Annotated in this window: 23 protein-coding genes; 13 read left to right on the top strand and 10 right to left on the bottom strand. The window is 68.2% G+C overall.

Annotation, left to right across the window (positions count from 1 at the left end; all coding sequences use genetic code 11):
* The first annotated feature begins 218 nt into the window (after positions 1-218).
* Positions 219-722 carry a hypothetical protein gene (locus TN53_RS18440; RefSeq protein WP_234441627.1) on the top strand — a complete coding sequence of 168 codons (504 nt, stop codon included), beginning with the start codon at positions 219-221 and terminating at the stop codon, positions 720-722.
* Between the two features lie 66 nt (positions 723-788).
* Positions 789-1,877: a helix-turn-helix domain-containing protein gene (locus TN53_RS18445; protein WP_046259637.1), complete on the top strand. Its 1,089-nt coding sequence runs from the start codon at positions 789-791 to the stop codon at positions 1,875-1,877.
* Between the two features lie 150 nt (positions 1,878-2,027).
* On the opposite strand, the gene TN53_RS44120 is transcribed toward TN53_RS18445, so the two are convergent.
* Positions 2,028-2,981, bottom strand: coding sequence for an RNA polymerase sigma factor (locus TN53_RS44120; protein ID WP_159038152.1), 954 nt, complete (start codon positions 2,979-2,981; stop codon positions 2,028-2,030).
* A 487-nt stretch (positions 2,982-3,468) separates the two neighbouring features.
* On the opposite strand from TN53_RS44120, the gene TN53_RS47315 reads away from it, so the two are divergent.
* The gene (locus TN53_RS47315; RefSeq protein WP_159038153.1) at positions 3,469-3,918 is read left to right on the top strand and encodes a phosphoribosyltransferase; all 450 of its coding nucleotides are present in this window, start codon (positions 3,469-3,471) and stop codon (positions 3,916-3,918) included.
* Here TN53_RS47315 and TN53_RS47320 read toward each other — a convergent pair.
* Positions 3,893-4,375: a hypothetical protein gene (locus TN53_RS47320; RefSeq protein WP_159038154.1), complete on the bottom strand. Its 483-nt coding sequence runs from the start codon at positions 4,373-4,375 to the stop codon at positions 3,893-3,895. The genes TN53_RS47315 and TN53_RS47320 overlap by 26 nt on opposite strands.
* A 24-nt stretch (positions 4,376-4,399) precedes the next feature.
* On the opposite strand from TN53_RS47320, the gene TN53_RS45200 reads away from it, so the two are divergent.
* Positions 4,400-5,464 carry a serine/threonine protein kinase gene (locus TN53_RS45200; RefSeq protein WP_095046573.1) on the top strand — a complete coding sequence of 355 codons (1,065 nt, stop codon included), beginning with the start codon at positions 4,400-4,402 and terminating at the stop codon, positions 5,462-5,464.
* A 198-nt stretch (positions 5,465-5,662) separates the two neighbouring features.
* Here TN53_RS45200 and TN53_RS47325 read toward each other — a convergent pair whose 3' ends face one another.
* The 3 genes from TN53_RS47325 to TN53_RS18470 all read right to left on the bottom strand — a co-directional run bounded on the left by TN53_RS47325 (position 5,663) and on the right by TN53_RS18470 (position 8,202).
* Complete coding sequence (locus TN53_RS47325; RefSeq protein WP_159038155.1) at positions 5,663-6,289, bottom strand: hypothetical protein; 627 nt, start codon at positions 6,287-6,289, stop codon at positions 5,663-5,665.
* A gap of 93 nt (positions 6,290-6,382) precedes the next feature.
* Positions 6,383-6,922: a GNAT family N-acetyltransferase gene (locus TN53_RS18465; RefSeq protein ID WP_199924604.1), complete on the bottom strand. Its 540-nt coding sequence runs from the start codon at positions 6,920-6,922 to the stop codon at positions 6,383-6,385.
* A complete protein-coding gene (locus TN53_RS18470) occupies positions 6,919-8,202 on the bottom strand; it encodes a Tat pathway signal sequence domain protein (protein WP_095046574.1) in 1,284 nt (427 codons plus the stop codon). Before TN53_RS18470 ends, TN53_RS18465 begins: the two co-directional genes overlap by 4 nt.
* A gap of 241 nt (positions 8,203-8,443) precedes the next feature.
* Here TN53_RS18470 and TN53_RS18475 point away from each other — a divergent pair, with 241 nt between their 5' ends.
* The 7 genes from TN53_RS18475 to TN53_RS18505 all read left to right on the top strand — a co-directional run bounded on the left by TN53_RS18475 (position 8,444) and on the right by TN53_RS18505 (position 17,445).
* Complete coding sequence (locus tag TN53_RS18475; protein ID WP_046259640.1) at positions 8,444-8,890, top strand: ATP-binding protein; 447 nt, start codon at positions 8,444-8,446, stop codon at positions 8,888-8,890.
* Positions 8,891-9,117: 227 nt separating this feature from the next.
* The gene (locus TN53_RS18480; protein WP_046259641.1) at positions 9,118-9,309 is read left to right on the top strand and encodes a hypothetical protein; all 192 of its coding nucleotides are present in this window, start codon (positions 9,118-9,120) and stop codon (positions 9,307-9,309) included.
* A 188-nt stretch (positions 9,310-9,497) separates the two neighbouring features.
* Positions 9,498-9,677: an FxLD family lanthipeptide gene (locus tag TN53_RS18485; protein WP_046259642.1), complete on the top strand. Its 180-nt coding sequence runs from the start codon at positions 9,498-9,500 to the stop codon at positions 9,675-9,677.
* 217 nt (positions 9,678-9,894) lie between these two features.
* Entirely contained in the window at positions 9,895-12,849 is a 2,955-nt protein-coding gene (locus TN53_RS18490; RefSeq protein ID WP_046259643.1) for a lantibiotic dehydratase, read from the top strand.
* Positions 12,846-14,120: a lanthionine synthetase C family protein gene (locus tag TN53_RS18495; RefSeq protein WP_046259644.1), complete on the top strand. Its 1,275-nt coding sequence runs from the start codon at positions 12,846-12,848 to the stop codon at positions 14,118-14,120. Before TN53_RS18490 ends, TN53_RS18495 begins: the two co-directional genes overlap by 4 nt.
* A gap of 21 nt (positions 14,121-14,141) precedes the next feature.
* Entirely contained in the window at positions 14,142-16,223 is a 2,082-nt protein-coding gene (fxlM, locus tag TN53_RS18500) for a methyltransferase, FxLD system (protein WP_046259645.1), read from the top strand.
* An 88-nt stretch (positions 16,224-16,311) separates the two neighbouring features.
* The gene (locus tag TN53_RS18505) at positions 16,312-17,445 is read left to right on the top strand and encodes a hypothetical protein (RefSeq protein ID WP_095046575.1); all 1,134 of its coding nucleotides are present in this window, start codon (positions 16,312-16,314) and stop codon (positions 17,443-17,445) included.
* Between the two features lie 7 nt (positions 17,446-17,452).
* On the opposite strand, the gene TN53_RS18510 is transcribed toward TN53_RS18505, so the two are convergent.
* From TN53_RS18510 to TN53_RS18530, 5 genes are all read right to left on the bottom strand, one after another.
* Positions 17,453-19,159 carry a relaxase/mobilization nuclease domain-containing protein gene (locus TN53_RS18510; RefSeq protein ID WP_046259646.1) on the bottom strand — a complete coding sequence of 569 codons (1,707 nt, stop codon included), beginning with the start codon at positions 19,157-19,159 and terminating at the stop codon, positions 17,453-17,455.
* Positions 19,156-19,803 (bottom strand): plasmid mobilization relaxosome protein MobC, encoded by a 648-nt coding sequence (mobC, locus tag TN53_RS18515; protein WP_046259647.1) that lies wholly within the window; start codon positions 19,801-19,803, stop codon positions 19,156-19,158. The genes TN53_RS18510 and mobC overlap by 4 nt, the downstream gene beginning before the upstream one ends.
* Before the next feature lie 126 nt (positions 19,804-19,929).
* Positions 19,930-20,700, bottom strand: coding sequence for a DUF2637 domain-containing protein (locus TN53_RS18520; protein ID WP_234441628.1), 771 nt, complete (start codon positions 20,698-20,700; stop codon positions 19,930-19,932).
* 193 nt (positions 20,701-20,893) lie between these two features.
* Positions 20,894-22,174 carry a DUF3631 domain-containing protein gene (locus tag TN53_RS18525; protein WP_199924605.1) on the bottom strand — a complete coding sequence of 427 codons (1,281 nt, stop codon included), beginning with the start codon at positions 22,172-22,174 and terminating at the stop codon, positions 20,894-20,896.
* 233 nt (positions 22,175-22,407) lie between these two features.
* Entirely contained in the window at positions 22,408-22,638 is a 231-nt protein-coding gene (locus TN53_RS18530; protein WP_003999991.1) for a hypothetical protein, read from the bottom strand.
* Between the two features lie 94 nt (positions 22,639-22,732).
* On the opposite strand from TN53_RS18530, the gene TN53_RS18535 reads away from it, so the two are divergent.
* Both TN53_RS18535 and TN53_RS18540 read left to right on the top strand, forming a co-directional pair.
* Complete coding sequence (locus tag TN53_RS18535; RefSeq protein ID WP_046259650.1) at positions 22,733-23,419, top strand: helix-turn-helix domain-containing protein; 687 nt, start codon at positions 22,733-22,735, stop codon at positions 23,417-23,419.
* Positions 23,416-24,936 carry a site-specific integrase gene (locus TN53_RS18540; RefSeq protein WP_046259651.1) on the top strand — a complete coding sequence of 507 codons (1,521 nt, stop codon included), beginning with the start codon at positions 23,416-23,418 and terminating at the stop codon, positions 24,934-24,936. Before TN53_RS18535 ends, TN53_RS18540 begins: the two co-directional genes overlap by 4 nt.
* The last annotated feature ends 57 nt before the right edge of the window (positions 24,937-24,993 follow it).

Consider the following 24,993-nt stretch of genomic DNA (forward strand, 5'->3'; position numbering starts at 1 on the left):
AGTCTTTATAAGCCTGCTGCCAACCCTCGGAGGTCCCTTTGGCCTTGTCCGTCGCGACGCCGTCCCCTGAACCCGATAACGTACGGGCCCAGTTGGGCGGTATGGGAACCCGACTGGAGTTCCTGCACGACGTACTGCGTGCAGGCGAGGCAGCGCGGCGTACGGCCGTTCCAAATGACCCGACGGGAACGGCTGGTCGACGGGCCTATGAGGCGCATGTGAGGACCATCCGCGAGCTGCACATCGAGCGGGAGGGGTGGGCCCGACTCATCCACGGTCGTCTCGAACTTGTCTGCAACGCGGACCGATCGATCGCGATGGGCGTGATGGTCGGCGACGCCGCCACGGGGCAGGCAAGTCTGTTCCCGAAGAACGCGCGTCGACGCGGACCTGCAACCGGCATGGTCACTCGCGCCAATGCCGGCGAAGGCGCCCCGCACGTACAGACAGCTCTGTTCGTAGCCGGTGTCGGACCCGACGGGGTTGCGCTAAGCGAAGAAGAAGCATGCGCCCTGAAGACGTGGTTCCTGCTGTCCTTTCGCACCAAGATCGGCGAGACAGTGCGGATCGACTGTGAGCTGTCGCAGCCTAAGACCTTCGAGGACGGCTTCGTGATCGAATGGGGTAGGCGGATTCCGCTCCCGGCTCTCGTGATGGACGGAATCGAACCTACGAACGATGATGGGCCCGAAGAGATTGACATCCCCGTCGACTTCCGCTGAGGCCCATCGGTGGGGTGGCGAACCTTGTCGCCTCACCGTGCACCACCAATAACTGAGGCAGCCCCCATGGTGACCCCGTCCCGTATCACACTGGCCCGCAAGCGCAGGGGCCTCACCCTTGCCGAACTCTCGGGCCGGGCTGGGGTGTCACTTCAGAGCCTCTCGAACTACGAGACGGGGCGCACTGCGCCACGTTCTGACACGCTCGACAAGATCGCCTCGGCGCTGGACTTCCCTGTTGCCTTCTTCGGCGGCCCCGCCCTGGACGAGCTCCCGGCGGAAGGCATCTCCTGGCGAGCCCGCAGTAAGACGTCGGCACGGATACTCGAAGCCGCTCGGGCCGCCGGCACGTTGGGCGCAATGTTGTACGACTGGATCGACGAGAGATTCCGCCTGCCAGCAGCCAACGTGCCCTCGCTGGGCAAACCCGACCCTGAGACCGCCGCTGGCATGGTCCGCACCCGCTGGGATCTGGGAGAAGCGCCGGCACCCAACATGGTGCACCTACTGGAGGCGCACGGAGTGCGGGTGTTCTCGCTGGACCCCGCTCATGCCGAGGTCGATGCATTCGCCGTATGGCGCGACGGCGTTCCTTTCGTGTTCCTCAACACGCTCAAGTCAGCTGAGCGAGGACGATTCGACGCAGCGCACGAGCTGGGCCATCTCGTCATGCACGGCACGGAGCATGCCTGCTCAGGGCCCGAGGCCGAACGACAAGCGAACGAGTTCGCCTCCGCCTTCCTGATGCCTCGGGCGAGCGTTCTCGGGCACATGCCGTCGGGCGCACACGTCGACCAGATCCTTCGCGCCAAACAGATCTGGAACGTTTCCGCCATGGCCCTGACTTACCGCATGCACGACTTGGGTCTGCTCTCCGACTGGCAGTACCGGTCCACATGCGCCGAGCTGAGCCGATTGGGGTATCGGTCCGGCGAACCGCGGGGCATGGGTCAGCGCGAAACGTCGCAGGTTTTGACGAAGGTCTTCACCGCGTTGCGTTCGAAGAGGGTTCGCCCCTCGGCCATCGCGGCTGAGCTCGGGCTCACAAGTGAGGAAATGAACCGGCTCCTGTTCGGACTCACCCTCACCACCTTCGAGGGTGAGGGCCGATTTGCGACGGCCTCGGTGAAGCGCAGTCTGTCAATCGTCCCCTGAGGAGCGGCAAGAGTTGGCTGGGTGATTCCGGACGATTCTTCGGTGTCCGAACTCCCTGGTCAGAGCATGTACGCCGTCACGGACGATCCACCGCCTCACAAGTCATGCCACACCGTCCGCTCACGCACACCGGGGCGCTGACCAGCGGGTTCACTCCTCCTGATGTTGGCCAGCCGCCCGCACAGGCTCAAGGCTGGTGGCAGATTCATGCCCCCAATCGGCGTCCGACAGGGGCAGTCGGGTTCGCGTGTATCCGGTGGTGTCATGGCGAACCCGTCCTCGCGGCGAGGACCAACTAACCGTCGTGTCCCACCACCACTGCCTAAGTCCAGCCCGAATCTGTTTGACCACTGGTTGCCGCGCGAACGTCCCGGAGTCCTCGAACGCCGACTGGCGCCGACGCCACGCTCTGAATCCCCAAGCAGCGAGGGCTATTCCCAAGAGCGCGGCCCCTGCCAGGTACATCAGTCCATCGGTAGCGAGCCCTTGCGGCTCGTGCTCCTTGTCCCCACCCGATGCTGGATCCACTTGCCAGGTGCGCCCAACTGCAAGCACCAGCCCTGTGGCAATCGCTGCCAGAACGGCAACGAGACTGGCACGAATCGCTGCCACAGCGCGCAAGACGTGGGTAGCGATGGTGCCGGGCGCCTTACCCATGAACTCAGCCGTCTCGGCCTGCGTGTAGTCCAACGCTTTGGTGGCCCACACCGCGGTGCGCTGCTGTGGAGGCAGGCGGTCCAGGGCCTTGTATACAGCCATACGGTTGGCGATGAGATCGCTGAAGTCAGCGACGTGCACCTCCCCGTGTGCCTGCCCATGTTCAACACCTGATGCGAGCGTCTCCATCCGCGCACAGACCTGGCGCCCCACCGCCCGCACGTCGTTGCGGATCACCGCATACAGATAAGCACGAGGCTCGCGGATGTTCTCGGGCGTACGAAGGGCCTTGGCGAAGGCCGACTGCACAACGTCCTCGGCCCCAAGAGCAGACTCAGGGACTCCTTCCTCGGCCAGCAGCCGACGGGCAAGCCCGGTCATCTCCGCCCGATGATCTGCGTATAGGGCGGCCAAGGTCACCGCTGAGCCATTCTGCTGCTCAGTCAAGGCTCCTCCCCCGCTCTTCGCCCGGCTCCAAGCCGCGCTGTCTCCTCTCCTCACTGCGCCGTGCCCGGATCAGGGCCGCCCTGCCCTGAGCCCGGTTACGGTAAGCAACACTGTCCACCAAGTCCTTCATGGCAGGGACCAGAACGACGGCAATGGACAACAACGCGCCGGCAACCTCCACCGGACGACCTCCTCCGATCAGCGACCCTCCCCCTTGCCCTGCGGTTCCAGGACGTGGGCCGTACATCTTTGAAGAGGCGCAACGCGGTCATCCTCATGACATGCCATCGCGAGTTGTTGGTCGATGCCTTCGGCGCGTGTCTCCATCGGGACGGACGGCAACATCAGATCGACGCCCCAACTGGGCGCATCCAGGTCAACTGCAGAGGGAAGGGTCATCGGTAACGAAATCGGTATCCGTGTTGGCACGATCTTCGTTCGGACTAAGACTGAACCCGTAAGCCAGGGAACCGATGGGGGTGTATCAGTGAGCGATCTCTTGGATGCAGTGGACACGGCTCACAGCAACATCGAGCGCTTGGCTGATCCGAGTTCCTTTCGCCTAGCCACCGATCAGGTGATGGAAGTCGTGCGTCAGTGTGGCGCTCAATCAGTCCTCGCAGCCAGCGCGGCCGCAGAGCGGTTGGTGGGAGCACTGCTGTCCTCGTGCTCCCACCTGGTCAGTTTGTCTTCCAGGTCAATCGAAACGTCGTCCAACGTATTGATCATCGACATCAACCTGGCCAGCGGCACCACCGTGGCAGAGGCTGCTCGACGAGCGCGCGGTCTAGGCGCGCAGCATGTACAGGCCGTCGTGCTTCATCAGGTGACCGCTGCCACCGTTCAAGCCACAGACTGCGGTGTGGAAGCACTGACAGTGCTCGGACCACGGCCCGCGACCCGGCCTTCCTCTACGACGGATTCGGGCCTGTGGTGAATTCAGTCGGCAGAGAAGTAAGAGCAGCCGCAGCGGCTGCGGCACGTTTGGGATCCAGTTTCTTTCCCCGCGCCAAGGCATCAGCCTTGGGCAGGCCAAGTACCTCACCTACCTCCTTGCCGTTGCGGTAGGAGACCTTTTGGATCTTGTGATCTCGGCAGATGTACCCCAGAGCGCCTTCAATCATCAGGCGATGCCGAGGTGCAGCCTTTCGGTTCCCGGTCGGGCTGACGTCGGCGGTGCAGATGACTACCGCGTCGGGTTTCAAGGCCGACAGCTTGCTACTGAGCTTGCGCCCCAGATCTTCCACTTGATCAATGGGCTCTGACGCCGCTGTCCGAAGCTCACACGCTTCGACCAACTGTGCCTGATCTTGCTGGCCTTCCAGCACTGCACAGACAACGACAGGTCCACGCCCGGCTGTTGGGAAGCCCACACTGATCCCGAGTACCACCATGCTCAGCACTATAGGGTGTCGGGCATGTCGGGAACGGTGATAGCCCAGGTCGGTCAACGACAGATCGGGAACCGCATCAGCAACCGCTACCAGGTACTGGAACGCCTTGGGCGTGGGTCCACCGGCGAGGTCTACCGTGTCGAGGATGAGCACCTGCGCATGGAGGTGGCGCTAAAGCTCTTCGAGCCCATGCCTGGCCAGCCTGCGACTTGGGACGAAGCTCAGGCCCTAAAAGAACTACAGAGCGAATATCTGCTTACCGTATACAACGCAGATATCGCGGCCGGGACAGACATTCGCTACCTCACCATGCCCGTCATGGATAGCGATCTTGAAGCAGCTGCGACACCCTTTGGGGTAGAAGCAAAAAAGGCCGTCCACTGGGGCCAGCAGATGGGCTACGGACTCGAACGCATCCACGCTGCCGGCCTGTTGCACCGTGATGTAAAGCCTGGAAATGCCTTCGTTGACGGTAGCGGTGACGTGTTACTCGGCGACCTCGGCCTAGCCGTTCAGATGGGCTCGGATGGCCACTCACCGATGGCTGGGACGTTCGCCACCGTTGCTCCTGAAGTGCTGGCCACGAGAACGTGTTCCGTAGCGTCCGATGTCTACTCTCTGGCCGCAACAGTCTTCTATCTGCTATCTGGCCAGTACCCAAACGGCCCCCTCAGTCTCGGGCTGGCTGCCCGTCGGGATCGAATCGTCAACGGCCAGTTCGACAAGCTGCGCGACATCGCCCCGCAGGTATCACAGAGCCTTGGTGCGGTCGTTGAACGCGGGCTATCCCATAACCCCGAAAAGCGCCCGAAAAGCGCGCAAGAATTCGCCAATCAGCTCGCCCGTTGCTCACTCCACCGTCGCTCCTGGCGGCGCGCCGCACCCCATAATGGACATGCCCGGTGCTTCGAAGGCGGGGCCACCAGGTCAGCAAAGGAAGTAGCCGTATGCGTGCTGCTTGACGCGCGCGGCCGGGGCGGAATCGAAGTGCGATTGGCCACGGGGCGACGTTTGCGCCAACACGAGAAGCATGGAATTCCGCGAGACCAGGTAACCGCCGCTTTGCGTTCCCTGCTGCGCCGCCTCTAACTCCACACTCCCACACCTCCGTTTTTTGGTTCAGCGGGCTTGCCGAGCGTTTCGGCGATCCGGTCCGGGCAGGCGGTGGAGTTCACTGAAGCGTTAGCCGATATCGGGTTAGGCGTGATCGCTCTTGGATGCGCGAGCGATCTGGTTGCATTGAGGCCGACCCGGATGATCGGTCAGGCATCCAGGAGGTCATAGCAGTTACTGCAACGCATCGATGGTTTTAGCTAGCTGGTAGATGGACTCCCCGCTGTGCCTCTTGGCCACCATGCAGCCCAAAACGGTGGCCCGATCCAGACGCCCTTGGTCGCGCATCTCTCGCAAGGTGTCACGTGCCCGGTCCTGCCCAAAGCCCCTGGCCCATCCGTTGTTGCCATTGGCGTGAATGAACTCCAAGTCCGTGAGCTCAGATGCGGTTCGTGTGTCCACGGTCGATTCGTTGATCAGTAGGTTTCGGGCACCGACTTCCATCGCCCATCCGATCAGAGGGTCCATCCTGTGCTCGACCTCAACCGGGGACGAGCCCTGGGCGTAGTCCGCAGCCATACCCATGAGCTTGTAGTCCGGGAGGTAAACCAACACAGGACCGCTACCGCTCCTGGGATTTCTGGCGCGCGCCGTCGTTGCCGGATAGTTGCTGGCGAACCAAGTGATGGGAGCCACTCCCATTGTCCATGGACTCTTGTCTGGAGTGAGCAGTAGCGGTTCAACCCCACAGCGCTGCGCTTCCTCCAGCACCCAATCGACCGCCAGCTGGGCGGCATCGTCAGGGGCGGTCAAAGGAGCTTCGTCAGGAACCCATGCGGTGGCGTAGGACACATCACTCATAGAGCGAGAGTATCCGGCGCTACTGACATGGCCCCTCTCACGACCATGCTCACCAAAGGGGCGATTACAGCAAATGCACGTGGGTGTGGCCAGTCAGCGGGTGGCGCGGAGCATCACGGTGAGGACTGGCGAGGCGGCCGACGGCTGGCTCTGTCCAAGGTCCTCGTACCCCCACGACTTGTACAGCGCGTGGACCTTTCCGCCGCCGGCAGCCGGGTTGACCATGAGTGTGACGTACGGCTCGTCGCGGGTGGCGAGGAGGGCGTCGTGGATGCGGCGGGCGGTGCCGGTCTTCCGCCAGGTCGGTCGGACGCCGATCTCCTTGAGGGCCAGGGCCGGTCGCTCGGTGTACTTCTCCGTCGGCGTCGGGCTGGTGCGCTGCCAGTAGCGGTCGCCGTGCTCGATGGTGTTGCCGTAGGCGTAGCCGACCGGGTGCTCGTCCGCGTACGCGAGGACGGCCGTGAACCCCGGCTCGGTGCCATGCCGGTCCAGGCGCTCGCCGAACGCGGTGACCGCGTAGTTCGGCAGGTGGAGGAGCGGGGCGCGTACGTCGGCGTACACGTCGAGGAGGTCGCCGCGGGCGGTGTCGAGGGTGGTGAAGGTTCGGAGTTCAATGGCGGGTGCCGTGGTCATGCGGCCATCCTCCAGGTGGCGGTGTGCTCGGTCCAGGTCTGCACGGTGGAGCTGCCCGGCTCGGTGGCGCGCAGTGCGGCCCCGAACTCCTGCAGCATGCGCGTGACCCGGGCGTGCTGGGTGGCGGCTTCGGCGGGGACTTTCATCGCGGTGATTGTGGCGGCGTCGGGGGCGCCCTGGGCGAGCTGGGCGTGGGCGAGCCTGGTCGAGGTGATGGCGCGGGAGCGGATCATGTGGGGTCGGAGGGCGGACAGGCAGCGGTGGGCGTGGTACTCGGCGGTCGAGTAGTCGCCGAGCGCCAAGTTCGCCGACAGGGCCAGGGAGTCCAGTTCGGCCTGGTCGTAGAAGGCGAGCATCCACACCGGCCGGTAGTCGGCGGGGTCGGCGCGCAGCATGGCGTCCTGTGCCTGTTCGAAGGCACGGCGGGTGCCGGTGCGGTCCTGTGCTGCGCCGTGGATGGCGCCCTGGCGGGCTAGGCCGAGGGAGGCGAACAGGGGGTCGCGGCGGGTGAGGTGCAGGTTGCGGGCGACGTCGTTGGCGGCGAATGCGTCGGCGGGACGGCCCATGTGGCGGTACATGGTGCCGGCGTGGCTCCAGATGCGGAACTTGATCGCCTGGTCGCCGGACATCTCGGCGAGAGCCTGGGCCTCGCGCATGTGGGCCTTGGCGACGTCATAGCGCCGGCCGTCGATGGCGGCCCACATCGCGGAGGAGCGGAAAGCGGCTGCTGAGGCGTAGAGGTTGCTGCGTACGCGCTGGGTGGCGCTTCCGGCGTTCTGGAGGTTGAGTGCCTCGTCGGCGAGGGCGGCGGCCCGCTGTTCGATGCCGAGTTGTCCGCCGTGGCGGTGGTCGCTGGCGATGATCTCGGCGAAGCGCTTGTTGAGGCGGTTGACGTCGCTCATGCCGATACGGCGCTGCGATGCGGTGCCGGGTGCGGCTGCTGCTGCGGCAGCCGCCGCGATGCTGCCGACGAGGGTGCGGCGCTTCATGTCGAGGTCCTCCTGCTGCGGTGGGGCCGGGGTGGACGAAGGTCGGCTCCGTGGCACGAACCCTAAGGCGATGGCGGGTAGTCCGGTGACGTCCTCAAGTGCCGTGCGGGCGGCTGACTTTGGCCAGGTGACCCGGCCCGCTTTCCATGCCCGGACCGATGAGCCGTCGAGTCCTCCAGGGCGCCCGGTCAACCGTTCAATGGCCCTGTTCACGGCCTCGGCGAGGCTATTGGAGCTGTAGCCGTGTTCGGTCATCCACGCCTCAAGAACGGTGTTGCGGGTGGTGTCCATGCGGGCACGGTAGTGCGCGCGATCCTCACTCGCCAGGTAAAGGAAAGGTCAAAACACCCTAGGCCGGTCCGTCGGCTGAGCCCCTGAACGTCCTAACCAACGTGCTGTGAAAGGGAGTTGTCTGGGTGCTGGTCGCCCGCCGCGCCCCACCGTGCGGGTGGCTGTTGACGGCCCGGCCCGCCCCTGAGGTTCCCCCGCGGGGGCGGGCCGGGCGCCGAGACGACACGAAGGCTCCACCCCAATGACGAGTCTGAGAACAGCAGTTGAGGCCCTGTCCGTCGGCCACCCCACATACAGCCAGACCTTCCCGTGCGAGCCATCCACGGCCGAGCTCGGCCGCGAACTCGTCCGGGACGTCCTCGGCGTGTGGCACCTCGACGGCCTCGCCGACCGTGCCGTGCTGATCATCACGGAGCTCATCGCGAACGCCTCCAGGCACACTCCGTGTCCCGAGATCCGCCTCACGGTTGGGCGGCCGAGCGCGACTCGACTGCGTGTCGGGGTCGTGGATCGGGAACCATCGCGTCTGCCCATACTCAGCCAGGTGGCTGACGACGACGAGTCGGGGCGCGGGCTGCTCCTCGTCGACGCTGTCGCTGACCGCTGGGGCTACGACCTGCACGGCTCGGGCAGATGCCCTTGGGGCAAAGAGGTCTGGGCGGAACTCCGCACCAAGGGTGGCAAGTGAGCATCCCGGCGACGGCACCGTCGCCCCTTCCGGATCTTGCCCGACTTCGGCCCCGCCAGCAGATGGCCATGGACTGCGCCCTCTGCGCTCGGCCACTGGGAGCGAGCGGTCGACTGCTGGGCGAGATACGCCACCGGGGCCTGCCGTTCCAGCTCTGGGCCTGCGCTCCCAACTGCCAGGCCGCCAGATCGACTATCCCGACCAGCTGAGAAAGGGGGCGTCCTTCCGTGGAGGAGTGGCCGTGGATCACCGGTGATTGCTGGCTCGGCTGCGGCCGGACCGGAGTCCTGGTGATCTGGCTCGGCCCGGTGCAATGGGACGGGCAGCACGCCCCCTTCTACGCGTGCGAGCCGTGCCTCGATCGCCTCAAGGCCCAGGCGCTCGCCTACTTCATGGAGCGGCGACCGGCATCCGCTTGATCAGAATCCCGGCACACGACTTCCCGGCGTGAGGCAGGCAGCCCGCAAGGACCTCCTACGCGGAGCACGCCCCTCGTGCCGGGCGGCCAGGAGCCGTCCGCGGAGCAACTGTGTGGCAACGCTCCCGTGACGGCACCTGGTGGGCGATCCGGCCCAGTAACACCACAACGATTACGAGGAGTTGAAGCATGAAGCGCAGCACCGTAGTTCCCAGCCGCACCGAAGTACGCCCGCAGATCCCCGGGGCATCGGACGGCTTCGACCTGGACGTCTCCCTCGTCGAGGTCGCCGACCCGGCCGGCCTGGTGAACCTGACCGACGACAACTGCGGGTCCACCTGCGGCGCCTGCACCACCAACGTCGCCTGACCCGGCCCTCAGATCACCCCGGTCTGGTGCCGCCGCGTCTCCGCGCGGCGGCACCAGCCGCCCGTCCTCTCGCTTACGGAGGTCCTTGGTGGTTGCTCCTACCGCAGCGTTCAGCGCCGGTTCCACTGCTCTCGTGCGCGCCGTGCCCCGGCCCTCGCTGCCGTTTCCTCCATGCCCTGACCTCGATGACCGCTCGCCCAGTGGTTCGTCTGCCCGTGTGGCGTGGCTACGCACGGTCTGGGCGGACAAGGACGTCGCCGAGGCACTCCAGCACTCCAGCCCGGTCCTGGCCGCGCAGGTAGAGGCGCTTTGCACGGCTGAGCATCCCGCCCTCCGAGATGTGCGGCGCGCGGCGCTGTCCGTGGCCCGCTACCTGCTGCGTGCCCAGCACCGCGCGACACCCTTCGGCCTGTTCGCCGGCGTGGCCATCGCGGAGTTCGGTCCGCAGGCGCGGGCCGACTGGGGCGAGGAGCATGTGGCCGTCGGCCGCGCGGGGGCAGAGTGGCTGGCGGCCGTGGTCGAGCGGTTGGAGTCGTGCCCGGACCTCCTCGATCGGCTGCCCGTCGTCGTCAACAACACCGTGACGTGCCGGGGAGACCGGCTCGTCGTGCCGTTCCAGCCCGATGTCCAGGACGACCGGATTCGCGCGGTCGAAGCGTCTCTGGCCCTGACCGGACCGGTGCACGCGGTCCTTGCCGCGGGCCGACTGCCGATCCGGTTCGGCACCCTCGTGGACAAGCTCCAGGCGGAGTTCCCCGAGGCCGGTCCCGAGAAGGCGCGTCAACTGCTGGCGGAGCTGATCCGGCGGCGGGTACTGATCACGGGCCTGCACGCTCCGAGCACCGAGACCGATGCCCTCGGGTATCTGGTGAGCCAGCTCGACGCGATCGACGCTGGAAGTCTCGCCCCGGTCGCGGAGACCGTACGCGAACTCCACGCGGTCCAAGCGGGCCCGGAGGAGTGCGCCACGCACGGCGGCCGGGACAGCGTCGCGGCGCGGATGCGAGACCTCGTCCCTGGTCTGCGTCGCCACCCCGTCGCGCTCGACCTCCGCCTGGACGCGCAGATCGTTCTGCCGGAAGTGATCGCCCGAGAGATCGAGCGCGCCGCTCTCATCCTGACCCGCTTGAGCAGCCGTCCGTATGGGACCGCCGCCTGGAACGAGTACCACCAGCGGTTCTACGAGCGGTACGGCATCGGCACGATGGTGCCGCTCGCGGAGGTGGTCGCGGACAGCGGCACCGGCTATCCCGACGGCTACCCAGGCGCTCCGGCCGGCGTACGCAGGCCCCGCGTCTCCGCTCGTGATGACGCCCTTGTACGGCTGGCTCAGGCAGCCGCGCTCGACGGCCGTGACGAAGTGATCCTCACGGACGAACAGATCGAGGCCCTGGACGTGGGTCCCGACGAGCCTCGGCTGCCGCCGCATTTGGAGATCGGGATGCGGGTGCGGGCGGCCAGCCTGGAGGAGTTGCAGCACGGGCGATTCCGGCTGGAGGTCGTGAACGTGTCCCGTGGCGCTGGCGTCTCCACGGGCCGATTCCTCAGCGTGCTGGCCCCCTCCGACCGGGAAGCTGTGGTCGCAGAGCTTGCCGACCTCCCGGCCGCAGACGGCAACACCATGCCCGCGCAGCTGTCTTTCCCGCCCCTGCGCCCCGAGAGTGCCCACGTCACCCGCTCCCCACAGGTTCTACCAACCGTGATCAGCCTTCAGGAGCACCGCGCCTCGCAGGACACCGTCCTGACCCCCGAGGACTTGGCTGTGGGATGCGACGGCCGCCGCATGTACCTCGCTGTCCCCGAGCGAGGCCACCGTGTTGAGGCCGTCGGGATGCATGCGTTGAACCTGCGCGCCCACACCCCGCCGCTGGTGCGGTTCCTCACCGAACTGTCCCGCGCCCAGTGCGCGCAGGTCACCGTCTTCGACTGGGGCGCCGCAGCGGCGATGCCGTTCCTTCCTCGTCTGCGGTACGGCCGGACCGTGCTGGCCCCGGCACGCTGGCAGCTGGAAGCGTCCGAACTTCCCGGCCATGCCCGCCCTCGGGCCGAGTGGGACACCACGCTCAGCGACTGGCGTGCCCGGCGAAGGCTGCCGCGCCGCGTCTACCTCGTAGAGGACGACCGGCGCCTCTTCCTCGACCTCGACGAGGCTGGCCACCGTGCGCTCCTGCGCAGACACCTCGACCATTCGCGCCTGGCCGTGATCGTCGAGGCCCCGGAACCGGAGGCGTACGGCTGGTGCGGCGGGCGAGCCCACGAGGTCGTGGTGCCCCTCAAAGCAACCGGGCCGTCGGCATGGCCGCCACTGCCAGCCCCCACCCGGGCTCGTGCCCTGTCTGCGACCCAGATGCAGACGCCTGCCGCTTTCCCGGTTCTTCTGGCCGCCCTGTACGGCGACCCCCGCCGCCAAGATGTCTTGCTCTCCCGGCACTTGCCCGGCCTACTCCAACAACTCGGCAACCCGCCATGGTGGTTCATCCGCTTCCGCGACCCGGACCAACACCTCCGCGTACGCATCGCCCTCCCCGCGCCGGAAGCCTTCGCCGACACGGCCCGAACGGTGAGCGCCTGGGCCGACGAGCTACGAAGCGTCGGCCTGCTGGCCGACCTGCGCTATCCCACCTCCTACCGCGAGATGGGCCGCTGGGGCTCCGGCACCGCATGGGAGGCGGCCGAGGAGGTGTTCCGGGCAGACTCGCGCGCCGTCTTGGCCCAACTTGCGCAGCCACAGCGTCCGGGCCAGCGCACGCTGGTGGCGGCCCACACGGTCGCCATCACCTCCGCCTTCCTCGGCACCACTGAGGCTGCGATGCAGTGGCTGATCGACCATGTCTCGCCGACCGCACCGATGCCCGTTCCACGCCCGCAGTTCACCGAGGCCGTACGGCTCGCCGACCCGAGCGACGACTGGTCGGCCTTGCGCATGGTCCCGGGCGGGGGCGCCATCGTGTCGGGATGGGCAGACCGAGATACGGCGATCGCCGCGTACCGGCCGCACCTGCCCGGCCCGGAAGCCCAGGGCATCGCCGTCGACGACGTCCTGACCTCCCTGCTGCACGTCCACTTCGTGCGTCACGTCGCCGTGAACTTCCCAGAGGAAGAGGCGTGCCTCTACCTGGCGCGCGCGGCCGCCCTGGCCTGGACCGCCCGGACCAAGGGGAGGGCCTCGTGAACGCCTACCCTGCGCTCGGCCTGGTCGACGCCATCGCCGCCCAGCTCGCCGATCCCGAGACCATGCCCCGAGGCCCCAGGACGCTGTCCTCGGACCGGCAGCACCTTGCCTACGGGCCACCCGGCATCGCGCTCCTGCACATCGAGCTGGCCGCGAACGACCTCGGCCCGTGGCACCGCGCCCACGACTGGCTCGCCGCAGCCTCCCGACAGCCGCTCACCAGCGGCCCAGACAGTCACCCCTTCTACGGAGTACCCGCCTTCGCTCATGCCCTGACCTGTGCGGCCGATCACCTTCCCGACTCCTACCAACGCGCTCTCGACGTGATGGACGCCCAGATCGCAGTCGACGTAGGACGCCGTCTCGACGCCGCACACCGCCGCATCGACGCCGGACGCCTGCCGCAACTCGCCGAGTTCGACGCCATCCGGGGCCTCACCGGCTACGGCGCCTACCTACTGCGCCGAAACCCCAGCAGCTCCGCGACGCGCGCCGTTCTCGAATACTGCGTGCGCCTCACCGAACCGATCACCCACCACGGTGAGACCCTGCCAGGCTGGTGGGCGGAGACCGGGCCCTCGGGCAGCCCGGACGACCGATTCCCCGGCGGGCACGCCAACACCGGTATGGCGCACGGCATCGGCGGCGTGCTCGCACTCCTGGCCCTCGCCGCTCGGAACGGCTCCGTCACCGACGGGCACCACGCAGCACTGCGCACCATCCTGACCTGGCTGGACCGCTGCAAGGAGCAGACCGACGGCGCACCGGTCTGGCCGTATTGGGTCACTCAGGCAGAGATGCGAAGCGCGCGTCTCACCCCGTCCGCGCCCCGGCGACCCTCCTGGTGCTACGGCACCGCCGGCCTCGCCCGCGCCCAGCAACTTGCCGCGCTCGCCCTCGGCGACACCTGCCGCCAAATCGACGCGGAGAACGCACTCGTGGCCGCCCTCACCGACCCCGAACAGCTGAAGGCTACGACGGACAACGGCCTCTGCCACGGCTTCTCCGGCATCGCCCACGCTGCCGCGCGCACGGCCGAAGACGCCCACCCCTCGACCGCGGAGAAACTCCACGCCGCGATCCCGGCCCTCCTGGCTGCGGTCATCCCACCGGACACCGACCCCGAACTCACGGCGACGGTGCTGATCCAGGACGAGAAAGGCGGCCCCGGCTTCCTCGACGGTGCCGCCGGCATAGCCCTGGCCCTGCTCGCGTCCAGCACCGCCGCACCACCCCGGTCCGCCTGGGACGCCTGCCTCCTCATCGCTTGATCCACCGACCGAAGGACCTCTATGCCTCCCGACCGCTGGCAGCAGCACAACATCACCTTCGTCGACCGCGAGACTGCCCTGCGCACCATCGCCGAACGCCTCGGCCCCACCCTGATCGAGGCCGAGGCCGACGGGCAGCTCACCGGCTGGTGGTTCATGAACAAGCAGCCCTGGCCGCTGCGTTACCTCGCCGACAAGCCCTCACCCGCCATTGAGTCACTCCTGAGCGATCTCATCGGCGACGGCGTGGCCGTGTCGTGCCTGCCCTGCGTCTACGAACCCGAGACCAACGTATTCGGCGGACCCGAGGCTACGGACGCAGCCCACGAACTGTTCCACAGCGACTCCCGCCACCTGCTCACCTACCAGCCGAGCCCAATGCACCTGGGACGCAGGGAGACCGCCGTCCTGCTGGCGAGCGCCATGATGCGCGCTGCTGGACTCGACTGGTTCGAACAGGGCGACGTATGGGCGAAGGTCGCGGCCCTTCGACCGGCCACCGCTCCACAACCGCCCGAACAAGCCACCGAACTGGCCCCGGCCATGCAGAAGCTCATGACCACCGACGCCCACAGCCTCTGCCGCCCGGGTGGCCCACTTCACTCGCACGAGGAATGGGTGACCAGCTTCGAACGGGCCGGCGCCACGCTCGCAGACCTCGCAGGCCGCGGCGCCCTCACCCGCGGCCTGCGAGCCGTCATCGCCCACCACGTGATCTTCCACGCCAACCGCGCTGGTCTCCTCCGGGACGACCAGAGCGCCCTGTCCCACATCGCACGAGAGGTAGTCATGGGAACGAGTGACCACACCAAGTCGCCCACCGAGGGGACGGCCGACGCCGATAGCGTCAGCGCGGTGAACACCGACACGATCACCACCCCCACGGCGGACGCCGAGCGCCTCCGCAACGCCTTGGTCGACCAGCTCCGCGCGGACGGACACGCCCGCACACCCGCCGTCGAGACTGCGTTGCGGACCGTGCCCCGCCACGTGTTCGTGCCCGACGCGTCACTCGAAGACGCCTACGCCAACGCACCGGTACACATCAAGTACGACACCGACGGCACCTCCATCTCCTGCGCCTCCCAGCCGGGCGTCGTCGCCCTCATGCTGGACCAGCTCGACGCCCAGCCCGGCGAGCGCATCCTCGAACTCGGCGCCGGCACCGGCTACAACGCCGGTCTGCTCGCCCATCTGGTTGGCGAGAGCGGACACGTGACCACCCTCGACGTCGACGACGACCTCGTGGAAGGCGCCCGCGCGCACCTCGCCGCCGCCGGAATCACCAACGTCGAGGCCGTGACCCGCGACGGAGCACTCGGCTACGCCGAAGCAGCGCCGTACGACCGGATCATCGCCACCGTCGGCGCGCACGGCGTACCGCACGCGTGGTTGCAGCAGCTCGCGCAGGGCGGCCGACTCCTCGTCCCCCAGCGCCTCAAGGGCACGGTGTCCCGCTCCATCGCCTACGAGCAGCGCGACGGCCGATGGGTCTCCCTCGGCAGCGAGATGAACACCTTCATGCCTCTTCGGCGAGGCATCGCCGACGACGACCGCCGAGTGATTCCGCTCAGCACGGACGGCGCCGTACGACTCCAGGCCCCCGCCGGGCTCGGCATCGACGCCGATGCCCTCGCAGGTGTACTCGACCAGCCGCGCGCCGAGGAGTGGACCGGCATGACGGTCCGCGCCATGGAGTCGCCGGAGTGGATGGAACTGTTCGTCACCTGCTCCCTCCCCTCTGGTCTGATCCGGATGCTGTTCCCCCAGAGCGCCAAGGGCACGCTGCTCACTGAGGACCCCTACCCCTCCTCAACTGCGGTCGTTGACAAGGGTGCCGTCACCTACCTCGCCCGGCGCGTGTCCAAGGAGAAGACCCCCGAGGGCGACAGGCTCTGGGAGTTCGGCGTCATCGGCCATGGCCCCGGCAGCGACGAGCTGGCCGCGAAGGTCGCCGACACCATCCGTACTTGGGACCGCGATTACCGCGACCGTGAAGCCACGTTCGAGATCCAGTCCCTCGAAGCCCCCGAGAGCGAGCGGCGCCCTGGTCTCTTCGCCCTCGACACGCCGCTGAACCGCATCGTCGTCGACTGGCGATAACACCCCACGCGTAGCGGACGGTGCCCGTCGGCGTACGGCTGGCGGGCACCGTCGCCTCAGCAGTCCTCTCTTTCGACCTGGGGGATCCATGGACCCGCACGGCCCCATAGCCCAGCGTTTCCCGCTCGTCGCCCGATTCCGACCGGCCTGCCTGCCCCTGCCTGAACGTGTACGCGCACTTGTCGACCTGGCCGACGCTGCGGTGAAAGAGACCGACCAGGGGCTCGCATCAGCCGTCTACAACCAGGCCGCGCTCATCGCCTCCGACCTCGACCTCCCCGACCTCGCCCGCGAGATGTGCCACCAGCACGCCGCCGCCTACCTACACGCCAGCCCCCTACCCGGCATGAGCGCCATCCGCGGACTGGAACCAGTCGTCAACCTCGCTCGCCTCCAGATCCGCGCCGGCCACCCCGCCGAGGGTCGTCAGCGACTCCTCAACCTGTCCAAGGCCGTCGAGGCGGGCGCAGCCGCCCGGTTCGAGGGCGTCAACGTACCAGCGGACCTCACTGCGACCGGCGAAGACCTCCAGGAGGTTCGCGCGTGGCTGTGGCGCGTCCTCCTCGCGGACGGCACGCGCACCTTCACCACCGAGGGGCAATGGGCCGAGGCTCTGGCGCACATCGAAGCCCACCGTGGCATCGGAAAGCGGATGCTCGATGGTCGGCAGGTCGCCGTACTCGCCGCTCTCGTTGCGGGTGACACTGCGTGGGCCGCTGCCCTCCTTGCCGACACGATGCCCGGCGACGCATGGGAACAAGCCGTCACGACATGCCTGACCGTCCTGTGCCGCCGCTACACCGGGCAGCCGATCGACGGGCACCTGGCGGACCTGGTGACGGTCTACTCCGGACGGAAGAACGAACCTGGGATGACTGTCTTCGACACCCGGCTCGGGCTCACGGTCCTCGACGCGATCGGTTCCGCCGAGGCGCTCGCCGCGCACCGCATCGTCGAGGAACTCCACCGCAGGACGACGCACGCCGAAGACGGCTATGCGGCCCGCGAGGCCCTGGCTCACCCTCTGTTCACCGAGATCGCCACGGACCGGCAAGCGCAGGAATGTCGCGCGCTGGTGCGCGCCTGCGCCCTCGGCGCAGGGACCCTCCCGAACGAGCTGCGAGAAGACCTGACGGCGGCTCTGCGCACCATCGACCGCGTGATCCAGGAAAGCCTCGCACGTCCCTCAGATCCCGGAGGGACGCAACCCCTGCGGCTCTGACGCTGTTTTACCGCCGCCGTCCTCGCGGTGCTTGTGGAACAGCTGGGGCAGCCGTTGCCGTCGTCGGCAATGGCGCAGCGGACCGTTGTGCTGCGCTCCGGGCCTGCGCTGCCAGGGCTCGTGCAGTGGGCGCCGGCCTTGCGCTGAGGCGTTCAATGCGCCAGGCCAGGGTCCTTGCAGGGGATCGGGCGTCCTCTAGGGTCCGCTGGTCGGCAGCTTGCTGGAGAAGCTGCTCCGGGTTGTGGCCTGCTGCCTCGGCTTCGGCGAGGGCAGTGGCGAGGGCGTCGAAGGCCGGATCTTCGGTGATCTGCTCGACGTAGTCGGGCACGGCCTGGTGCAGGTGGTGGATGTGCCTGTCCACCGCCTGCTGGAGCGGTCGGCGCTGAGCCAGGGCGGCCAGTGGTGCGGCGGCTGCCTGGTCGTAGGCCGCCTGGAGGTGCAGCAGGGTCTGCTGGGCGGCGACAACCTGCTGGTCGTGGTGGCGGAGCCGGTGCCAGCGAGCGGCGGCGATGACGACGAGGATCGCGGCGTCAAGGAACATCGCCAGCGCGGCACCGTCCCTGGGTACGGGATCACGGAGCATCGCCCGCACGGCACCACGCAAGGCGCGGGCGTGCTGGTGTTCGGCCCGGATGCGAGAGCGTGTGGCGCGCTCGAACGCCGTTGCCGCCTCTCGGAGCTGAGGCCGAAGGGTCTGCGGCGCGAGGAGAGGAAGGGCGTCGAGGGCTTCTCCGAAGGCGGCGAGGTGGGCCTGGGAGGCTTCGTCGTCGGTGCGGTCGAGGTGGCGCGGGATGCGTTCCGTGGAAGCGGTGGCCTGGTGCCACGTGTTCGGCCTGCGCCGACTCGGCTGGTCGCTGGCCTGCGGCTCGGTGTTCTCAAGGCGCTCGCGGATCTTGGGGAAGGACAGGTCGGGGGCGAGTTCGGAGCCGGAGTACCAGACGGGCCTGTTGTCGGCAGTGGTGGTGTCTTCGGCGGCGACCTTGTAGCCGCGGATGTCGCCGGAGGGGAAGTGCACGATCTCGACGAGTACGCCGTCGATGTGGCTGAGCAGGTGGACAAACTCCTCCATGTTGGAGGCAGCGGCCACAGCGGTGCGCACGGTGGCACGCAGGCGCTCGCGAGCGGGCATGGCCTGGCCGGTACGGCGGGCCTTCTCCTGCTCGGCGCGGGTGCTCCGCTTGGCGGCGGTGCGGTCGCCGCGGGCGACGCGGAAGAGGCCGTATTCCTTCTCGATGGCGGCGAGTTCGCGGTCGGCGGTGAGGTAGTCGTTCCAGTGGCGTGCGGTGCGCAGATCCGCGCGGACCTTGGTGGCGGCGATGTGGATGTGGTCGGGGGCGTGGCGGACGGCGACCCAGCGGCAGCCGTCCGGATCACCGGCGGGCGCGATGCCCGTGGCCTCAACGACCCGGCGGGCGACGGCGGCCCACTCCTCGTCGCTGAGGTGGCGGTCGCTCTCAGCGGCCCGGATCGAGCAGTGCCACGTGTGCCGCTCCGGGGCACGGCCGAGCCGCTCGGCCTGCTTGACCTGCAGGTCGAGGTCGGCCACGAGGAGTCTCCTGGTCGCGTCAGGGTCCTCGGCGCGGCCGGGGTCGGGGGCGAACCCGTCCCAGGAGGCGACCAGGTGCGGGTCAGTGTGGTCCGTGGCCTTCTTCGTGTCGAACAGGTACCGGATCAGGCCCGCGGTCTCCTTGCCGCCGCTGATCTTCGCTATCACCGGGCCGCCCGCTTGCCAACGGCCTGGTTCGCGGCTGCCGCGATGTGGCGGACGGCCGTGCCGACCGCGTCCAAGGTGCGCTCGGTCTGGGCCAGGACTGCGGTGTCCCCAGGGTGCGAGTGGCCGCCAGAGTTGAGCTTCTTGGTGATCTGGTTGAGGTTGCGGCCGATACTGGCGACCTCGTTACGCAGGGCGGTGAGCTCGTCGATGTAGTCGTCGAGTTCGGTGCGCTGGCCGGGCAGGGCGAGGTCGCCGTGGACATGGGCCATGACGACGGCTCCGACGTAGTGGGCGCCGGCGATGTTCAGCGAGTGGGCCATGCGCTGGATGTCGGCCTTCTCCTCGACGCTGTAGCGGGCGTCGACACGTTCCTTGCGTTGGCCGTTCGGATCGGGCTTGCGGCGTCGGGCGACGCGGTGCAGCGCGGCGGCTTCGGCGGCACGCGGCAGCGCGACGGCGGAGGTGTCGACCGGCTGTTCCTGCTCGGGCACCCCCTGGTGCCCGAGTGCCTCCGCCACCCCCGGGGCGGAGGCATCCCCGCTGCGGCCGTCCCTGGACGGTCCAGCGGGATACCTTGCTGCGCGGTTGAGGCCGGTGGTCATCTCCTGCTTGGGGGTGAGGAGTTCGCTGTGCGGATCGTTCATGGCGTGGTTCTCCGTGAAGTGCTGGTACCGGGAGCTTCGCTGTACGCGACCCCGACGCCCCCGTGCCTGGCTGCACGGGGGCCCGGGGTGGCCCGGGAGGGCGGGGCGGTCAGCGTGAGCGCAGGGTCAGGCGGCCTTGGCGGGGGTCGTGTCGCGATCCCTCTGCTGCCGGGAGGCGGCTTCGTCGAGTTCGGCCTGAAGGACGTCCTTGAGCCTGTCCGCCTCGGTCCTGCCGATGGTCAAGTTCCTGCTGCGGAAGGTGGCTTCGATGTGGCGGCGCGAGGCACGCCCTTTGCGTCCCAGCGGCGCGGTGCGCGCGAGGGCAAGCCGTTCCGGAGAGATTTCGCTGGGCTCGTGATCCTGCGATTCGGCGGAGGATTGCGAGTCCTCAGCCACTTGGGCAGTGTCCGGAGCCACGTCGGCAGCATCCCGCGCCACATCGGCAGGGCCGTGAGCAGTGGGGTGGCGGTGGATGACGATGTAGAGGTGGACGGCGCCGGCGAGAGCGAGTGGCGCGATGGCGGAAAGGGCGCCAACAGTGAGGTCGTCGAGACGGAGCCCATCTCCTGGGCGGGTCTGCTGGTTGAGGCGAACGGCATGCAGAGCGTTGGCCCAGATGCTCGTCACCGTGGCGACGCCGACGAGTATCCATACGTAGACGCGGGACCGCGTCGGGGCAGCGCGCAGCATCACTAGGGCGGCGACGCCGATGGCGATGAACCCGTCGATCACGAGAGGGAACGCGTAGGTGAGGAGCCAGCGGACGTGGATGGCGACGGCCATCTGCCGCAGGGCGTCGTAGGAGAGGGCGAAGGCGAACACGGCGAGCAGGGCAATGCCCAGGCGTATCGCTGCGGCGCCCGATACGGCGGGGAATTTGATGCTGGGGAAGGTCAAGCGCGGCACTCCAGTGCGGTCGGGCGGCAGGGCGTGGGATGGCCGCCGGGAGGTGCGGTGTCTCGTACCACTCGTTGCATGCCTGGTCAGAGCCGGTACGAGTGGCCTGGTGATGTCGAGATGACTCGTTGCGGGTCATTCACTCGTCCCCGCGCTGACCTGCGCGGGGACGAGTGCGACGAGTCGAGTCGGGTCAGGCTGCGGTGCCGGGCAGAGGCTCACCCGGCGGCTGGACGGGCTCGACCGCGGGCTTCGGCTCTGGGCAGTAGCGGGCCCAGGTGTCGAGGAATTGGTTGCGGGCGAAGCCCTTGGCCTGGGTGCCGTCGGGGAAGCGGCGGTTGGACGAGCTGATGCCGTAGGGCTTCAGCAGCAGTTGCAGGCCGCGCGGGGTCAGACCGCCCGCGCCGTACTCAGCCCACGGCGCTTCCTTGTCCGCGTTGAGGTGCTCCAGCAGGCGCCTCGTGCCCAGCACGGCCGGGTCGTTCTCGGCCGCGAAGGCCCGGCGGATGCCGGTCAGGAGGCGGGTGGGCAGGCCGCCTTCCTCGTCCTGCCCGGCCTCGTAGCCGGTCATGACGCGGCAGGCGGTGCGGGCAAGCGCCGGCCATTCGCCTCCGGCGAGATCGGCGATGACCACCAGGGGTTCCCAGGTGTCGGCCGCGCGGTCCTCGACCGGCATGGGCGGCTCCATCTCCAGCGCCTGGGCGTACAGCGGCTGGAGCCAGGCGGAGAGCCGGTCGCGGATCGCGTGCAGGGCGGGGGTGTCCCTGGTGGTGCGGAAGGCCGCCACCTTCTCGCCCGTCACGCGGCGCCGCATCCGGATGACCACCGACCGGTCCATCACCGTGTCCGGCAGACCACCGATCCCGGCGAGTGCCGCCATGGCGAACGTGGGGAACGCGGTGGGCTTGTGCTCGGGCCCGGTCACCCTGAGCGTGGGCCGGTTGCGCTGGTGCCCGGCGTTGATCAGGCCGCGCACCTCCTCGTTCTTCTCCGCCGCCCTCACGGTGCTGAAGAGGGTGTCGGCCTCGTCGACCAGCAGAGTCGGCGGGTCCTCGTCGTCGATCGAGCGGAAGATGGCCGCCGGGCTGGCGTTGACCGTGATCAGCGGGTTGCGCACCGTCTCGGTCACGATGTCCAGCAGCCGTGACTTGCCGCATCGCTTCTCCGGAGCCACGATCGCCAGACGCGGCGCGTGCTGCCACGCGCGCTGCAGGTGCGTCGCCGCGATCCACAGCGTCACGGCGGTGCGTGCCTCCTCGCTCGGCATCACCACATACCGCTTGATCTGCGCCCGGAGGTCGGCCAGGACCTGCGCGCCCTCGGAGGCGGGCGACGGGGTCGGCGCCTCAACTGGGCTTGCAGGTACATCCGGTGAAGGCAGCGCAGCGCGGTCGACCGGCTGTCCGGGGACGGCGACCGGCGGCCACGAAGCCGGGTTGGAGTCGGAATAGGGCTCAGCTCCCGCATGTTCCACAGGGCAGCTCCTCGTCTGGCGGTGGCGGGCTTGCACGCCCTTGCCGCCGGGTTGGTAATTCACAGGCCGTACGGGGTTGCTGGGGCCTCCGGCGTTGCACCGCCGGGGGCCCGTCCCGTTCTCGCGGGCACCAGGCGACCGCGAGGGAACACGGACCGTACGTCCACGCCCGGCAACAGTCCAGCATTTCTGTGTCAGCTCAGCGCAGAACGGTCTGCTATAGCTCCCCGCCCTCACGCGGCCAGCCCCAAAAGGGCCAGCAGGTCGGCGGTCACCACCCGGTAGGCGTTGCCCAGCCGCAGCACCTTGCACGGGTACTGGCCGCGCTTCGCCAGCTCGTACCCCTTGCTCCGCCCGAGCCCCAGCGCCCGGTTGCCCGTCTCCAGGTCAACAGCGGCGGGAAGCTCCAGCAGCTCCTCTCGGCTCATGCCCTTCACTCGGCCAGCGAGTTCGTTCTCGCGCATACGCGCTCCATCCATGACTGAGCCCTCGGCGAACACGGCGATCGCGCTCGTCTCCAAGCCATGGAATCAACGTTAGGGAAGCTAATGTGTCTGCATGACACAACACGGTTTGGATGCTGGAAGGGATGAGGACGACGTCCCGGAGTGGGTGGACCAAGTGATGGCGACAGTGGCCGCCGAGGTCCGCAGACGAAGGAAGGAGCTGCGCATGAGCGCCCAGGACCTGGCTGACCGCTGCGAGGAGATCGGCCACCCGATCCCGCGCAACGTGATCGCCAACATGGAATCCGGCCGCCGCGCCAACCTGCCCCTGGTCGACGTCATGGTCCTCGCCGAAGCCCTGCGGACCTACCCGATCTGCCTGCTCTACCCCGTCGGCTACGTCGACCGAGTCCAGCGCCTCCCCTTGCAGCACTCCGAGCGGACCTGGGATGCCATGCGCTGGTTCACCGGCGACACGGAGGACTTCGGCATGGAAGACGACATGCTCCGTTCCTTCCGTGCCCACATTCACCACCAGCGCGCCGCCCTGGCCGCTCTGAAGGGCGAGAAGCACGAGCTCTGGAAGGCCGAGACGGCACCCAACCGGGCAGAACGCGAGGAAGCCGTACTCGCCCAAGCCGACTACGCAGAAAGGGCATTGGAAGCCAAGTACCGGCTCCGCAGTGCCCGCGCCTTCATCCGCGAAGACGGCGGCACCCCACCGCACCTGCCGCCGGAACTCGCCGACGTCGACCCACCCGAGACCGACCCCAGCACCACCGAGGAGAACGATCTTTGAAGGGTTCCACCCACCGCCGCTGCTACTGCCGAGACCCCCACACCGGCAAGCCGCTCGGCAAGAAGTGCCCCAAGCTCTCCAGCCGCAAGCACGGCTCGTACTCCATACGCCAGGAACTCCCGCCCCGCGAAGACGGCACGCGCCGCTCCTTCAGCCGCGCCGGCTACGAGTCCCTCAAGGACGCGCAGGCCGACCTCGACCACGTCCGCTCCCTGCTCACCCTCGCGGAGAAGGACGACCCGGACAGCCTTCAGCGCCTCGTCGACATGCTGGAGGAGGTCGCGGTCGAGAAGGCCCCGCTCCCGGCCATCGAGGAGACCCGACGCCGCCTGAGGGCGGGCCTGGCCCTCCGTGGCAGCCTCACCGTCGGCGAGCGGCTCGACCAGTGGTTCGCCGCGAAGAAGCGCCGCAAAACCACGCTCAACGGCTACGCCTCCCACATCCGCGTCCACCTGAAGCCGCGCATCGGCCACGTACGCCTCGACCGCCTCAACGTCGGCCACCTGGTGGAGATGTTCGACGGGATAGCCGACGACAACGAGGTCATCGCGGCCGAGAACGAGGCCCGCCGCGAGCAGATCGCCCGCTGCAAGCCGAGTAAGCCCGGCCGCCCCGTAGGAGCCGAGCGGAAGCTGCTCGCGGCCGAACGGGCCAAGCTGGCGGAGATGAAGCCGTTCCGGAAGATCACCGGCCCGGCATCCCGTCAGGCGATCCGCCGCACACTACGCGCTGCCCTCAACTCCGCGATCGCCCAGCAGCTCATCACCTTCAACCCGGCGTCCCATGTCGAGTTGGAGTCCGGCAAGCGCCCGAAGCCGCTTCTGTGGACCGACGAGCGAGTCCGACGCTGGCGTGAGACGGGCGAGGTCCCCGGCCCGGTGATGGTGTGGACCCCGCAGCAGTTCGGCGCCTTCCTCGACGCAGCCGAGGGCGACCGCCTGTACGCGATCTTCCACCTCATGGGTACCCGCGGCCTCCGTCGCGGCGAGGCAGTCGGCCAGGACTGGCACGAGATCGACCTCGGCGCCGGCCTCATCACGCCCGCCAAGGAGATCGTGGTGGACGGCTGGGACCCCTACGAGTCGGAGCCCAAGACGGACGGCAGCGCGAACACGATCGCGCTCGACAGCACGACCATCTCCGAACTGCGCGACCACAAAGCCCGCCAGGAGAAGGAGCGCGCGAAGTGGGGCGAAGCCTGGCAGGACACCGGCAAGGTCTTCACGAAGGAAGACGGCTCGTGGCTCCACCCCGGGACGGTCTCCGAGACCTTCCGCTGCATCCTCGCCACGACCGACCTGCCGCCCATCACCCTGCGGGACCTTCGCCACGTCGCCGCAACGCTCACGCACGGAGGCGGCGGCGACATCCACGCGGTGAAGGAGACCCTGCGGCACTCCACCATCACGCTGACCTCGGACACGTACACGAGCCTGCTCCCCGAGCTGGACCGTGAAATCGCCGAGAAGGCAGCGAAGCTGATCCCTCGGTCACGTCCGGCCGCTAGCACAACCTGAGAAGCACCGCCCCCCACCAGCGGCCGTTCCGTTTGCGTCTCAAGGCGGCGCGGCGCA

It is taken from the genome of Streptomyces sp. WM6386, assembly GCF_000972385.1.
Classification (GTDB): domain Bacteria; phylum Actinomycetota; class Actinomycetes; order Streptomycetales; family Streptomycetaceae; genus Streptomyces.

Excerpts from the sequence above, each read along its gene's own strand:
- TN53_RS18445 (WP_046259637.1), top strand. The coding sequence starts at position 789 with ATGGTGACCCCGTCCCGTATCACACTGGCCCGCAAGCGCAGGGGCCTC.
- TN53_RS47320 (WP_159038154.1), bottom strand. The coding sequence starts at position 4,375 with ATGGTGGTACTCGGGATCAGTGTGGGCTTCCCAACAGCCGGGCGTGGA.
- TN53_RS45200 (WP_095046573.1), top strand. The coding sequence starts at position 4,400 with ATGTCGGGAACGGTGATAGCCCAGGTCGGTCAACGACAGATCGGGAAC.
- TN53_RS47325 (WP_159038155.1), bottom strand. The coding sequence starts at position 6,289 with ATGAGTGATGTGTCCTACGCCACCGCATGGGTTCCTGACGAAGCTCCT.
- TN53_RS18465 (WP_199924604.1), bottom strand. The coding sequence starts at position 6,922 with ATGACCACGGCACCCGCCATTGAACTCCGAACCTTCACCACCCTCGAC.
- TN53_RS18470 (WP_095046574.1), bottom strand. The coding sequence starts at position 8,202 with ATGGACACCACCCGCAACACCGTTCTTGAGGCGTGGATGACCGAACAC.
- TN53_RS18475 (WP_046259640.1), top strand. The coding sequence starts at position 8,444 with ATGACGAGTCTGAGAACAGCAGTTGAGGCCCTGTCCGTCGGCCACCCC.
- TN53_RS18485 (WP_046259642.1), top strand. The coding sequence starts at position 9,498 with ATGAAGCGCAGCACCGTAGTTCCCAGCCGCACCGAAGTACGCCCGCAG.
- fxlM (WP_046259645.1), top strand. The coding sequence starts at position 14,142 with ATGCCTCCCGACCGCTGGCAGCAGCACAACATCACCTTCGTCGACCGC.
- TN53_RS18505 (WP_095046575.1), top strand. The coding sequence starts at position 16,312 with ATGGACCCGCACGGCCCCATAGCCCAGCGTTTCCCGCTCGTCGCCCGA.
- mobC (WP_046259647.1), bottom strand. The coding sequence starts at position 19,803 with ATGAACGATCCGCACAGCGAACTCCTCACCCCCAAGCAGGAGATGACC.
- TN53_RS18530 (WP_003999991.1), bottom strand. The coding sequence starts at position 22,638 with ATGCGCGAGAACGAACTCGCTGGCCGAGTGAAGGGCATGAGCCGAGAG.
- TN53_RS18535 (WP_046259650.1), top strand. The coding sequence starts at position 22,733 with ATGACACAACACGGTTTGGATGCTGGAAGGGATGAGGACGACGTCCCG.